Annotated in this window: 10 protein-coding genes and 3 pseudogenes; 4 read left to right on the top strand and 9 right to left on the bottom strand. The window is 70.3% G+C overall.

Going from position 1 to position 12,396, the window contains the following annotated elements; translation table 11 throughout:
- A partial coding sequence (gene mobF / locus AC5LSR_RS17235; RefSeq protein ID WP_493468678.1) for a MobF family relaxase occupies positions 1-1,838 on the bottom strand: 1,838 nt, incomplete at its 3' end.
- A gap of 328 nt (positions 1,839-2,166) precedes the next feature.
- On the opposite strand from mobF, the gene AC5LSR_RS17230 reads away from it, so the two are divergent.
- Positions 2,167-2,388 (top strand): hypothetical protein, encoded by a 222-nt coding sequence (locus AC5LSR_RS17230; RefSeq protein ID WP_250284034.1) that lies wholly within the window; start codon positions 2,167-2,169, stop codon positions 2,386-2,388.
- Between the two features lie 923 nt (positions 2,389-3,311).
- Positions 3,312-3,497: pseudogene (locus AC5LSR_RS17225) on the top strand (effector-associated constant component EACC1); the annotation flags it as partial.
- Positions 3,498-3,620: 123 nt separating this feature from the next.
- Here the strand turns inward: AC5LSR_RS17225 and drmC are convergent.
- Complete coding sequence (gene drmC, locus AC5LSR_RS17220) at positions 3,621-4,178, bottom strand: DISARM system phospholipase D-like protein DrmC (protein WP_250284032.1); 558 nt, start codon at positions 4,176-4,178, stop codon at positions 3,621-3,623.
- An 18-nt stretch (positions 4,179-4,196) separates the two neighbouring features.
- Here drmC and AC5LSR_RS17215 point away from each other — a divergent pair, with 18 nt between their 5' ends.
- Complete coding sequence (locus AC5LSR_RS17215; protein WP_250284029.1) at positions 4,197-4,466, top strand: hypothetical protein; 270 nt, start codon at positions 4,197-4,199, stop codon at positions 4,464-4,466.
- Between the two features lie 82 nt (positions 4,467-4,548).
- Here AC5LSR_RS17215 and AC5LSR_RS17210 read toward each other — a convergent pair whose 3' ends face one another.
- Positions 4,549-5,355, bottom strand: a complete 807-nt coding sequence (locus AC5LSR_RS17210; RefSeq protein WP_250284028.1) for a methylenetetrahydrofolate reductase — start codon at positions 5,353-5,355, stop codon at positions 4,549-4,551.
- A gap of 451 nt (positions 5,356-5,806) precedes the next feature.
- Here AC5LSR_RS17210 and AC5LSR_RS17205 point away from each other — a divergent pair, with 451 nt between their 5' ends.
- Positions 5,807-6,094, top strand: a complete 288-nt coding sequence (locus AC5LSR_RS17205; RefSeq protein WP_250284026.1) for an FtsX-like permease family protein — start codon at positions 5,807-5,809, stop codon at positions 6,092-6,094.
- A 340-nt stretch (positions 6,095-6,434) separates the two neighbouring features.
- Here the strand turns inward: AC5LSR_RS17205 and AC5LSR_RS17200 are convergent, their stop codons facing one another.
- From AC5LSR_RS17200 to AC5LSR_RS17175, 6 genes and pseudogenes are all read right to left on the bottom strand, one after another.
- Positions 6,435-7,583: a TIGR03857 family LLM class F420-dependent oxidoreductase gene (locus AC5LSR_RS17200; RefSeq protein ID WP_250284024.1), complete on the bottom strand. Its 1,149-nt coding sequence runs from the start codon at positions 7,581-7,583 to the stop codon at positions 6,435-6,437.
- Positions 7,580-7,792 (bottom strand): hypothetical protein, encoded by a 213-nt coding sequence (locus AC5LSR_RS17195; RefSeq protein ID WP_250284022.1) that lies wholly within the window; start codon positions 7,790-7,792, stop codon positions 7,580-7,582. The genes AC5LSR_RS17200 and AC5LSR_RS17195 overlap by 4 nt, the downstream gene beginning before the upstream one ends.
- A gap of 2 nt (positions 7,793-7,794) precedes the next feature.
- Positions 7,795-8,109 carry a hypothetical protein gene (locus tag AC5LSR_RS17190; protein ID WP_250284020.1) on the bottom strand — a complete coding sequence of 105 codons (315 nt, stop codon included), beginning with the start codon at positions 8,107-8,109 and terminating at the stop codon, positions 7,795-7,797.
- A gap of 3 nt (positions 8,110-8,112) precedes the next feature.
- A pseudogene (locus AC5LSR_RS17185) lies at positions 8,113-8,990 on the bottom strand (phosphotransferase family protein).
- A 455-nt stretch (positions 8,991-9,445) separates the two neighbouring features.
- On the bottom strand, positions 9,446-11,839 hold the full coding sequence (locus tag AC5LSR_RS17180) for a helix-turn-helix transcriptional regulator (RefSeq protein ID WP_250284018.1): 2,394 nt from the start codon (positions 11,837-11,839) through the stop codon (positions 9,446-9,448).
- Between the two features lie 89 nt (positions 11,840-11,928).
- Positions 11,929-12,132: pseudogene (locus AC5LSR_RS17175) on the bottom strand (ATP-binding protein); the annotation flags it as partial.
- Positions 12,133-12,396: the final 264 nt, after the last annotated feature.

Raw genomic sequence — 12,396 nt, 5'->3', positions numbered from 1 at the left:
CCTGCCGCGGTCGTGCCAGGATCGCGCGGCGCGTCCACCGCGGTCGCGCCGTCCGACGGGGGAGCCGGCGTGCCGTGCGCGCCGCCGGGATCCGGCGCGGCGGTGGCCGCGGCGAGCAGCCGGTCCACCCGTTCCGGGGTGAGGAGGCGGTGGGCGGGGCCGCCGTGGTCGATCCGGCCCTGGCGGGCCAGGGCGAGCACGCTGTCCTCGGCCTCGAGCAGGTCGAGGGTGGTGTAGACCGGTTCGGGTTGGCGCCGCCGGCGGGCGGCGGCGGTGTCGACGAGGACGATCCGCGGGTCGGCAAGCGTCCGCTCGGCGATGTCCGCTATGGCGTCGGGGTCGAGCCGGTCCCCGGCCCAGGCCGCGACCTGTTGGACGATCTCCCGGGCGGTGAACGTGGGGGTGTGGGCGGTCAGTCCGGCCGGGCCGGTCAGCCGGTCCGCCAGGTTGGCGATGTCCGCCGGGGTCGGCGGGTCGATGGTCCGGTCGATGCGGGCGCCGAGCGTGCGGACCTGCCCGGGTGTCCATCCGGCGTCGGTCAGCCGGGCGTGCTGGGCGGCGCGGACCTGGCCGTCGGCGAGAATTTTCTTCGGCGCTCTCGAGCCGCGTTGCGCCGCGGCCTTGGTCGCGCCCGAGGCGGTGAACCCGTCCCGGATGAGCGCGGCGAACTCCTCGTTGATTTCTCCGGTGCGGGTGGAGAACGCCTCCACCAGGCCGCGGGGGATGTTGGCCAGCTCGGCGACCCCGTTGCGGACCGGCCCCCAACGCAGCCCGCGGCGGCGGGACAGCTCGTGGCGCAGCGCGGCGGCGCCGAGGTAGCCGGCGGTTTTGACGTGGGCGAGGAACACCTCGCCGTCCACCGCCCGCGCCACCCCGGAGCTGTCGGCGACGGGCCGGCCGTCGTCGTCGAGGACGGGGACGGGGACGGCGTTCGCGACGATGGTATGGATGTGCAGGTGGGCCTCGTCGCTGCGGGCCACCTCATGCCGGTAGGAGGCGGCGGCCAGGCCCAGGCCGGGCCGGTTGGTCCCGTCGACCGTGCCGACGGTGGCGTGCCGCTCCAGGTAGCGGAGGACCGTGTCCACCCCGGCGTCGAGAGCGGCGGCGATGTCCGCGCGCAGCGCGTCGTCACCGAACGCCCACAGCAGGCTGATGCTTTTCGGGACCGCGCAGGTCACATCGAACCCGATCACCACCGTCGGGGGTTCCCGGGCGGCGGCGAACCGTTCCACCTCGGCCCGGGAGAGCAGCCACCGTCCCGACCCCGGTTCCTTGACCGCCACCAGCCGCTCCCCGCCGGGGCCTGCGCCGGTGCTGGCCGCCGGGTCCGTGTCCGCCGCGCCGCCCGGCGCGGACGGCCCGCCGGCCGGGCCGTCGGATCGCCTGCCGGTGCCGCGCGCGGCGGTGCGCTGCGCGAGCCGCCGCAGATAGGACGCTCCGACCCCGAGGATCGCCGCCGCCTCCCGCAAGGTCAGGACATCATCCTGCCCCTGCCCCGCCGTCGACGGGGTGCCGATGGCCGACGGGGTACCGAGGGTGGCCCGACCGGCCGACCCGGCCGCGGGCAGCACCGGCAGTCCGGTGCGGGCGTGCAGCCCGCACAGCAGCCGCTGTAGGTGCACCGGATCGACCTGGCCGCGCAGCCCGAGCAGATCCGCGCCGGAACCCCGCGCCCGCCCGCGAGCCGTCCCGGCGCTGTAGTAGCCCGCAGGGCCGTGGCGGACGGTTTCGGATGCGGTCGGGGTGCCGTGGACGTAGTCGACGACCCGCCGGGCCGCCGCGGCAACATCGGTAAAGTCCCGGGCCCGTAACCCCAGCACCTTCACCGTGGCAATCACTGTTCGTCATCCGTCATCATGGACATCTCATTCCGCGCATACGGCACCGTGCTCCGGCCCGGAATCCGGTGGCACGTCGACACGCGAAAGCCCGCGTCCCTCGCTGGGTGAATCAGACCGGTCGAACCGGAACCGGCATCGGAAACAGAACCGGTCGCATCGGCGATGACATGTCATCGCCGCGCTCATCGCGGCTGTCATCGCGGCTGGTCGGCGGCCGTGCCGGCATGGGCGTGGTCTGCCCATGCCGGCGGGGTGTCGCCCTCCCGGATCCAGAGCGGGCCTGGGAGCGGGCCGGTTATCGTCGGGTCCCGTGGATGAGCCGCCGGTGTTCGTGGGGTCCTCCGACATCGCCGTCGTCCTCGGCCTGACCCGGCAGGCCGTCGACCGCCGACTGCGGATCGATCCCGTCGCCCCCGCGCCGGCCGCGACGGTCAATCGCACCCGGACCTGGGGCGGCACCCGGGTGTGGTGGCGCGCGGACATCGACCGCTGGCTCGGCGGCCCCAACCCGGACCGCTGGACGTCCCTGCCCGGCCAGGCCCGCTGACTCCGAGGACCGCGCGGCACGTCCGTCCCAGCCCCGCCCGGTCACAGACCAGTCGATCATGATCTGGTGGTGAGTCGTGCGGTTTCCCGGTGGTCGGTAGCACGGGTGCGCGGAGACGGGACCGGTTTCTCCGGTCAGAACCGGTGGAACACGCCGTCCGAGTGGCGTGCCCGATCCGCGAATACATCCACTGTGGGCTGCGATGACACGTCATCGCGTAGTTCCCGGACGGCGAAACCGGGGTGTATCAAACGGCACCGGGTGGCACGAAATCCGTAAGGGACATATGACGGTGTCGCGCACAGCGCGACACCGTCGAGGAGCGTTTTCGTTCGAATATTCGCGAGCTGCCTTTGGCGGGGTTCATGGGATGTTTCAAGATCTGAAGTGTTGTCGCTGGACGGCTCCACGGTCGCAGGTGGGCGCCGGCGCACGTGTGGAGATGCTGACGTCGATCGGATCATCCGCTGCCGGCCGCCGTGTCTCATCGGAGTCCGCGGTCGCAGCGGATCCGGTTTCCCCGCGTCGTATGTCGCACGCGAAGGGACGGCGGCACCGGCTGATCGATTTACTGCCACGATCATAACGATCGCGGATCGTTAGCTGTCAGTATCGGTGTGTAGCCATTGACGGTCCCTGCACTTCGGCCGTTTAATAAACGCAGGAAAAAACGGGGGGATTGTCGTACCCAGGTGTCGATGGGGACGGCTCTGCCGAGGCTCTCTGGAGGTTTGACCTCGCCTCGGAACGGCACGACCAGCCAGGGGATACTGGCAGCTCCGTCCGGGGCGGCACACTCGGGGCAGAGCAGCGAGAGTCTTTCGCTGCCGGCCCCGATCCAGCAGCGGACGTGTCTTACGTGCCGGTCGAGCGGCACCAGGTGACGATCGGGGAGCCACCGCGGTGCGGCTTGGGGCGAGGTTGTGGATTGGCCGTCGATCCTGGCGTTGCTCGGCGCTGCCGGAACCGGGTGTGCCACGGTGGTCGTCACCTGGCTTCGGACCCGTGTCGGGGACGTGACGGTGACCGTGACGTCGGGGCCGGACGGTCCAGCGATTGATCTGAACGCGACCAACGTGCGGAACCTGGACGCGGAAGGACTCCGACGCCAGATCGCGGACGTCGTTCGCGGGCTGGCGGACTCGCAGGCGCCATCCGGGGCGCAGGCCGACGTTGGGGAACGACCGGGCGACCGGGGTGACTGGTCGGATGGGGAGCTGGAAACGGGGCGGTTACCCGTCACCGCGCCAGCTCCCTGTCCGGCCGGTTCCAGTGGGGACGACTCTCTCGTAGAGAACGCCGTGTTGGGCTCGCATGGTGGATTCGACGGACGAGGCTATGGCGGTGTCGTGGACGAGTAGCCCGAGTTCGATGTTGGTGTTCTCGGCGTTGTAGGAGAAGTTCGCGCTGGTCGTCAGCATGATGACATGATCGATTATGATCATTTTTGCGTGGCTGACCAGGGGGCGGGTCGCGCCGGCCGGGGTGGTGGTCTGGAAGACAACGGCGGCGGGCAAATGATCGGCGATCTGTTGCGGTGTTCCCGCGGCAGCGTCGACGTAGACGGTGACCGTCATCTGTGGCCGGGCCGATGCTGCCCTGAGTGCTTCCCACATGCGGGAGCGGGGGGTGAAGTTGTAGCTGGAGCAGGTCACTGATATCCGTGCGGCGTCGATGAGCCGCAGGACCTCGCTGGTGAGGCGCCCGTGGGAGGCATGCGAGCCGGGCATGGTCCATACGGGGGTGATGGTGGTACGGACGGAGCGCGCTCCAGCGATCGCTCGCAGCACCGCGACGGATGTCCGGATGTGGTCCTGGCCGTCCTGATCAACGAGAGGACCGCCCTGGGCACTGGCCCAATCAGCCCCCGCTACCTCAGCGAGCACCTGCTCCGCCGCGGCATATATCTCGACCGCATCCGCGCCGACCGTGTGCTCCACGAGGCCCTGACCGTCGGCCCTGACCCCCTGCACCTGGCCCTCGTCTTCAACCTGTCGCACTCCACAGCCAGCAGATACGCCGCCATCGCCCAGAACCTCCTCGACGACCAGGGGGTCGAGGACCGTAACAGGAATTAGCGTGAGGCGTCACTCAGCGGCCGGGGTCAGCAGTGCGGCGGCGCGGTCGGCGCCGGTGGGCTGCGAGAAACGGCCCGGGCGGTTAGAGAAGGTCCTCAAGTCGGGTGGCGACCTGGCGGTAGCGGCTAACCGGGACGAGGTGCACACCGGCGAAGGCGCCGCTGTCGCGTAGCCGTAGCACCTGGTCGCAGGCCGCTTCGACCCCGGCCGCCTGGTTCCGTTCGACTGCTTGGACGAGGTCGTCGGGGATGTCGATGTCGGGGATGGTCGCGGCGAGGCGGCGGGCCATCCCGGCGCTCGCGAGGACCATGACGCCGGCGTAGATCGGCAGTTCGACCGGATGGGCGTCGCGCCAGCGCAGCAGGGCGTCCACCGAGTAGCTGACCTGTACGAACAGGAAGTCGGCCGCTCGTTTCCATGTGGGCAGTGGACGTAGGCCGGCCGCGGCGCCGACCCGGAACGCCGGCATGTCCGCGAAGACCGGATCCTCGCTGGCCGCGCGGGCCTCGTCCATCATCGCGCGCACGGTCAGGTCGCTCGTCCGGTTCCCGGCGGTGGGTTTGTCGCCGTGGACGAACAGGAATTCCTCGACGCCGTAGGCCGCGGCGGTGAGCAGGTCGCGGCGGAAGCCGAGCAGGTTACGGTCACGGGAGTTCACGCAGGCGATGCTGCGTCCCCCCATCGTCTGCACCTCGTGGGCGACGGCGATGCTCGACACCGTCGCGCGTCCGATGTGGTTGTCGGGGATCAGGAACGCGTCGGTGACGGGGCTCAGGACGCCGATCTGGTGGCGGGCATGGGTCAGGTCCGGCCGGGTCGGCGGCTCGATCTCGCAGATCAGCTCGAAGCCCCGCACCGGACGTTCGTGACCCGCCGTGGATTCCTGCATCCGGACAGGATAGGGACGCCACGATCCACAGACCACAGCCACACCGCACGTCCCCGAGGGCGACAACGGCCACGCTCTCTTCTGGGCCAGCCGACCGACCTGAACCGGCCCCGCGGAGCAGATCCACGAAGACCGGACAGAACCCGCCACAACCTCGAACCTGATCACCAGAAAAGCCGTGGGTTCGATGCGAAGAACCTTCAGTCAGGCTGAACTTGCGGACTTCGTGCCGGTAAGAAACGTGTCACCAGCCGCAAACGGCGATGATCTAGCTGGGTGCCGGCGGGGCGGCGGTGAGTGCGTGGCGGCCCCGGCCGGCGGCGCGTAGCTCACGCAGGTCGGGGATGTGGTTGTAGAGGGTGCTGGGGCTGCCGCCGAACAGCTTCGCGATCGAGGTGACGCTGGCTTCGGAGTTGGGGAGTAGGTCGCGGGCGGCACTGATGATCTTGGGGTGGCGACGGTCGGGCGTCCGCCGACGCGGCCGCGGGCTCGCGTGCAGCGAGTCATCGGTCTGGAAAGTGCGCTGCCGCTGCTGGCAGGAGCTGCCCCCTCGATCGGAACAGGCTTCGCCGCGGCGGCCATGTTCCTGAAATCCCAGACGACCTACAACCTGACCTCACCAGGCACGGCGTACTACCTGCTCGTCGCCCTCGGGCTGATCACGGCGCTGGGAATCATCGCCTCGGCCCTGCCACTGCTCAAACGGATCACCGGCCCGGAAGACGCGCGCAGCGGCTGACGCGACACGGGGTGGTCTCCACCGGTCAGTGCATCATCCGGGTGTCCGCCTCATGCCGGACCCTGTGGATCCCAGCACGATGCGGGTGGTGCACTGACCGGTTGAGACCGCCCTGACGAACGTCCAGCTGTCGACACGCCGGGCATCCCATATCCACAGCTCACCCTCGAAAACAACGACCATGGATGACGACCATAAATTCAAACTCGGTGTCAGACGAACCGTCCCTGACAGCCTCGGCGGCAACATCCCGCACCCGGCAGGATCACCGGCGCTGATCGTCCCCTCGCGGTCGGTAGAGGTAACCGTGCCGGTGCTCCGGCAGAACGAACAAGTTCTGTTACGGAGTCCCGGATGCGGACGTCCCGCGCCACGCCCGTACGAGGCCCTCAAGCTGTTTCGGTCCGCTGCCGTGCAGCACGATGTGGTCCACCCCGGCGTCGAGGTACTCCCGCAGGCGCGCCGCGCAGTGCGCGGCGGACCCGACGACGCAGCCGGTCTCCACCCACTCCCGCGGTAGCTGCGTACCGAGCTCCAGCAGTTCGCTCCGGTGGAATTTCTGATCGGCCGTGCCGCCGCCCTCCAACTTCTCCTGCCGGAGCAAACGGCGCAACGGCTCGGGATCCCACCCGTTCTCACGCATGATGAGTTCGCCGACCCCGCCGAAGTCCAGGTGAGTAATCATCCGTGCGTTGACGACTGCCAGCTCTTCCTCCGGCGACAGATCGGGAGCGGTGATGACGATCGCGTAGAGCTTCAGTGACCGCGGGTCACGCCCGATCCGCTCACACGCCTCGTCCAGGCGCCGTGACACAGCGGCGACGGCCTCGACTGTCAGCTCCGAGCCAAGGAAGACGCCGTCGAACAACCGGGCCGCGAGCGCCGTCGCCTTCGGCAGGGGGGACCACGCGCTCAGGAGGAGCCGCGGCCGGGGTGCCGTCGGTGGATCAACCATGCGCAGGTTCGGGAACCGTCCCAGCGGACCGTCGTAGTCGATGGTCTCGCCGTCCCACAGGCGCAGCAGGATCGACGCGTAGTCCTCGAACGCGGCCATTTTCGGAACAGGCATTCCATGGTCGCCGAGGACCGATCCGAGGCCGCGGGCAAGCCCGAGCAGCAGCCGGTCACCGAACGTCTCCTGCATCGTGGAACCCGCGGCGGCGGTCATCAGCGGATGTCTGCTCCCCGCGGCGATCGAGCCCATGCCCAGGCGGATCCGCTGCGTGCTCGCGGCGACCGCGCCGCAGAGCACTCCGAGTTCCTTCATGTCCAGCCGCTCGGCGATCCACGCCGAGGTGAGGCCGAGGCGCTCCGCGTCGATCGCCTCCGTGATCGCCCGGGCCGGGTCCTTCACCCGGCCCGGTAGCAGGTAGATCCCGAGCTCGTCGATCGGCTCCGGTAAGCCGCCGCCCGCCGTGCCGTGCTCCGGGGTGATCTCGCCGCTCCTTGTCTTCTCTCGCGCGATCCTCTCTCGCGTGTGCCCGCTCACTCCGCGTCCCGCACCGGCGTCGTGGCGTTCCCGGTCAGCACGGAGCGGATGTCGCCGGGGACCTCGCTCGGAAACCCGGTCATCCGGAACCACGCCTGCTCGCGCGCGCTCTGGCGGGCGGCGACGCCCACCAGCAGCTCGCGAGCCGCGGCGCGGTCCTCAGCGCTGCCGTCGGCGGCGATCGCCGTGACACGGGCGTCGACCGCCACCTTCAGCGCCTGGGCCTCCGCCCGCAGGAGCGCGAGGTCGGGGATCGCCGAGGGGTCGGGGGCCGGGACGGCGTGCGCGTCGGTGGTGGGACGGACGACAGGGCCGAGAGACGGTCGAGCAGTTCGCGGTACTCATCGCGTTCGGTCGCCTCGTAGAGGGTCTCGGACTCCTGGACGTCGAGCACCCACTCCAGGGTCGCCAGGACAAGACCGGCCTGCTCCTGGACGAAACTGTCGTCGGCGGGCAGCGCCGGAACAATCGACTTGACCATGGCCGAACGGATGCCCCGTAACTGCTGTGAGATGGTAGGGACCATGGTTCAGGCTCCTTCGAGAACACGGTTGAGCTCGGCCATGGACGACGCACCGAGGCCGCTGAGGAAATTCATCATCACGTCGAGGTGCGTCATGCGGTCCTCGGTGATCCGGATACCTGATGCGCTGGTGGCTACCACCACCCAGTGCATGTTCAGCACGGTATAGTAGCGCAGCCGTTCCGGATCCACGGAGAGGCCCGAGATGCGTTCGTACTCCGCGATAAAGGTCTCCGTGTCGACAAGGCCGCTACAGAGAAAACGGCCTTCGTCATCCAGGTGGCCCCAGCCGCCGAGCATCGCGTACGCCAAGTCGTGGTGCCGATCGCCGAGGTGGCTGAGTTCCCAGTCGAGGATCGCCGTGATCTCGCCCGTGTCCTCGTCGAACAGGAAGTTCCCGTTGCGGTAGTCGCCGTGCACAATCGAGATCCGGTCGATCGGCGGGCGGTTGTCCCACAACCACTGGCGGGTCAGCGTGACCGTCGGGTGCGGCTCGAAGGAGTCCTCCTCCCACACCCTGTCCCACATCCCGAGCCGCCAGTCGACCCCTGCATCGTGCCGGCCGCCGGCACCCCGAATGCGTCCAGAGCGACGGTCGACGGATCCAGGGCGTGCAGCGTGGCCAGGTGGGCGACGAACTGGGGGGCGAGCTTGGCCCGCAGCTTCGGCCCGTAGACCGTGCCGAGCCCGGACGCCCTGCGCTCACCCTTTGTCGGCGCGGCGACACCACGGGCGAAGCCGCAGACCATCGCGGGCTCGCCCAGCTCGGCGTGGTCCTGGGTCACCCAGTAGGCGCGCGGCACGGGCAGGACGCCCTCCAAAGCCCGCAGGAGCTGGAACTCGCGAACGCGGTGCGTCTCCACGACGGACGCAGGCGGGTTCATCCGCAGCACCATCCGGTCGCGGCGCGGTTCGCCGTTCTCCGTCCACTCGAGGTCGAAGCCGAACTGCTCCTTCGACGCGCCGCCCGGCAGTCGGGCAAGGCCGCTGATGGTGAAGGGGCCGTCCAGCCGGTGGGCAAGAAAGGCGTGGAGGCGCTCGCTGATGTCCTCCACGCTGCGGGCGGTGTGCACGTCGTGCCCCCGACGTCGCAGCTTCGTGCTGAGGACCTCATCGACGGCCGGTTCGACGGGATGACGTCGACGCAGCTCCTCGATGCGCCGCTCCACACCCTCCGAAGCGCTTGTGAGCGCGTGTTCCGTGGTGACCATGGCCGGGAAGCTAACACCGGCCATGTCGGACGCAACAGAGTAGGAACATACTCTGTCTGGGCGCAGACGAGCAGGCGTCCACGAACGAACGCGGGACGATGCGCGCGGCGTGTTGCCCGTCGGCGCGGTCAGCGGAGAAAGCGCGCCAGGTCGGTCCGCCGGGACACGCCGAGCTTGTGGTATATGCGCTGCAGACGGTTGCCGACAGTCCGCACGGACAGCTGCAACTCGGCCGCGATGTCGCGGTCGGTGTGTCCCGCCGCGGCCAGCAGCGCGGTCTCACGCTCGGCGTCGGTCAGCTGCACCCGCGACTCGATCGGCGCGAGTGCCGGGGTGACGGCGCCCTTGCAGCGCGCCGCGAGCGCTGCCGCTCGGTGCAGCCCGGCATCCGCGCGGTGGACGTCGCCTGCCCGGCGCCAGGCGACCGCAGCGTCGGCGGCGGCCTCGGCGGCCAGCAGCTCGGCGTCGAGGTGTTCAAAGGTCGTGGCGACCGCGTCGAGCGCGCGTGGATCCTCCTCGGCGAGGGCGACGACGTGCGCGGCCCGCGCCGCGACAAGGTCGCCTTCCAGCTCTCGGGCGAGAGCAACAAGGTGGTCCACGACCCGGCGCGGCGTCCCGAGCCTGCCGATGTCGTGGAGCGCGGCTGCTGCGCCGGTACGGTCGCCGATCTGCTCGCCCACCTGGGTCGCGCGGGCGAGCAGATCGCGGCCCTGAGTGATCCGCCCCTCGGCCACGGCCGTCCACGCTTGGGCCGCGAGGTGGTCGGTCCAGCTCCACCGTGGCTGCTCGATCCCGAGGGCGTCGATGGCCGCGAGGGAGCGCCGCGCCGCGGCGGCGTCACCCGCGAGCGCCTGTGCCTGGGCCAGGAGTGAGAGCAGCGTGTGCTGGACCCCCAGCCGCCCGAGCCGATGCAGCAGGGTTGCCGCCTCCCGGGCGTCGCGGGTCGCGGTCCGGACGTTGCCGCGATCGCGGACGGTACGCGACAAGTTCCAGAGGAACCAGGCCCGCGCCTCGCTACTGCCCTCGTCAAGGCCGCGTTGGTGCTGCTCGCGAGCCAGCCGCTCGGCATCCGCGAACCGGCCCGCCTGCACGAGGAGCTCGCAGCGGCCATGGAGGTTGAACCACGGGTACCAGTCGTCAGGTTCCGTCAGGGTGACACCGGCCGCATACGCACGGTCCGCCAGGTCCAGACCCTCGCGTAATCGGCCGAGGCGCCCGAGGCTGAACGCGCCCACGACGCCCATCCACACGAGCGACCGTCCCCGCGCCTCGGCCAGCAGCGGCTCCAGGACGCGCACCGCGGCCCGTGGACCCTCACTCCCCAGCACCAGCCCTGCGCGGTGACTCGAGACCTCCGTCCGCAGGCCGACGTCGGCGATGGTGGCCTCCGCATCCTCGGCGATGCGCAGTCCGTCCTGCATCCGGCCGAGCGAGAGCCACAGGACGTCGATCCGGGCGATCGCCGCGCGCGCACGCTCCTCGTCGTTCGCCACGCAGCCTGCGAGCTCCGCGAGATCCTGCTCGGCCGCCTCCCCCCGTCCCTGCAGGGCGGCCGTCTGGGCCGCGAGCAACCGGCCGTCGAAGCCGGTCCCCGCCTCGACGGCGGCACGTGCCAGACGCTCGGCGAGCGGGAAGTCGTAGTGCCACCGAGCCGCGCGCGCGGCCTCGAGTAGCACATCGGGTTGTCCACCGCCGCCATCGAGGCGCCAGAGCCCGATCCGCAGGAGGTCGTCGCGTCGGCGGCAGCCGGTCCGCTCGACGATGGTGGCAAGGGCGCGGGCCATCGCGCCGACCCGCACGGCCGATGTCTGCGCACGCAGCACGTCTGCGTAGATGGGATGGCCAAGACGAATCTGCAGACGGCGGCTGTCGAACGCGCTGACAAGCAGACCCTCTCGCTCCAGCTTCTCGACCAGGCGCTCGTCGCCCAGCGCGTCGAGCTCCGCGCCCCCGAGAGGTTCGCCGTAGGCCGTCAGCTCCAGCAGCGCTCGAGCATCGGGGGAGAGCCCGGCCAGGCGGGCGCCAACGAACTCGACGATCCGGTCCGAGGGCGCCGGCGCTCCGGTCATCCGCCACACCCCACCGTGGCGGACCAGGGTGCCGTCCGCCAGCGCGCCGCGCACGAGCTCCCGGAGAAACAGCACGTTGCCCTGGCAACGAGCGGTCATCTCGGCGACGGTGGCACGGTCGACCTGATCCCCCAGGACCACTGTCAACAGGTCGTCGATGACGCTGTCGGCCAGATCGCTCAGGCGGAGCCGGATCGCAAGGTCGTCCTTCCACAGCGAGGTCACCGCCGCGGGCGTCGGCTCTTCCGTCCGGACCGTGGCAACCACCAGCACGGCGTCCGCCGACACGAGCTGCTGGATCAGGCCCGCCGACGCCTCGTCGAGCAACTGCGCGTCGTCGACGAACAGCAGCAGGCGGCCCACGCCGCCATGGTTGACGAGGGCGTACGCCGTCCGCCGCAGCAGTCCCTCGAACGAGTCCGCCGGCCCGAGCCCGTCCCTTGGCTCGGGCACGGCCAACAGGGGTGCGAAGGCCCCGAACGGAGCCCGCCCACGGAGCGCGTCGCCGTCACCCAGCGCGCCTCGTGGCCGGCCGCAGCGGCGATCAGCATTGCCTCGCGGGCCAGGCGAGTCTTACCGACGCCGGCGGGGCCGACGATGATGACGCTGTGCGGGGCCGCACCGGTGAGGGCGTGGGTCAGCGCGTCGAGTTCGGTGTCCCGGCCGATCAGGGGCCAGGCGGCCGGGGGCAGATCGGCCGGCGCGGGCGATAATCGGTCGGCGACCGCCCGCTGTTCACGATGCATCGGATCCATCCCCTGCCTCGTTGCGTGAGACTCCTCCGGCGACGATGTTCTCACGTCCGCCCGCGGGATCCTGGAATCCTGTCCGTGCCCGGATCTCGTCCGTAGGCCCTGACCAGGGCTTCTGCGCTACGTGTCAGCGCAAAGGCGATCCGGTCACCCCGGCATCGTCCTACGGTGGCACCACCGCCTGATCACACGGAAACGGACCTACCCGCACCGGGCTGAACGACCATCGGTCCGCGCAGAGATCGCGACCTTCACCGC

Source organism: Protofrankia sp. CiP1_Cm_nod4 (assembly GCF_982290645.1).
Note: the sequence above shows the minus strand (reverse complement) of the source record. Positions and strands in the feature narration are given on the sequence as shown.

What these genes read in the sequence shown, in the direction of transcription:
- AC5LSR_RS17210 (WP_250284028.1), bottom strand. Translation starts at nt 5,355, where the DNA reads ATGCAGGAATCCACGGCGGGTCACGAACGTCCGGTGCGGGGCTTCGAG.
- AC5LSR_RS17190 (WP_250284020.1), bottom strand. Translation starts at nt 8,109, where the DNA reads ATGGTCCCTACCATCTCACAGCAGTTACGGGGCATCCGTTCGGCCATG.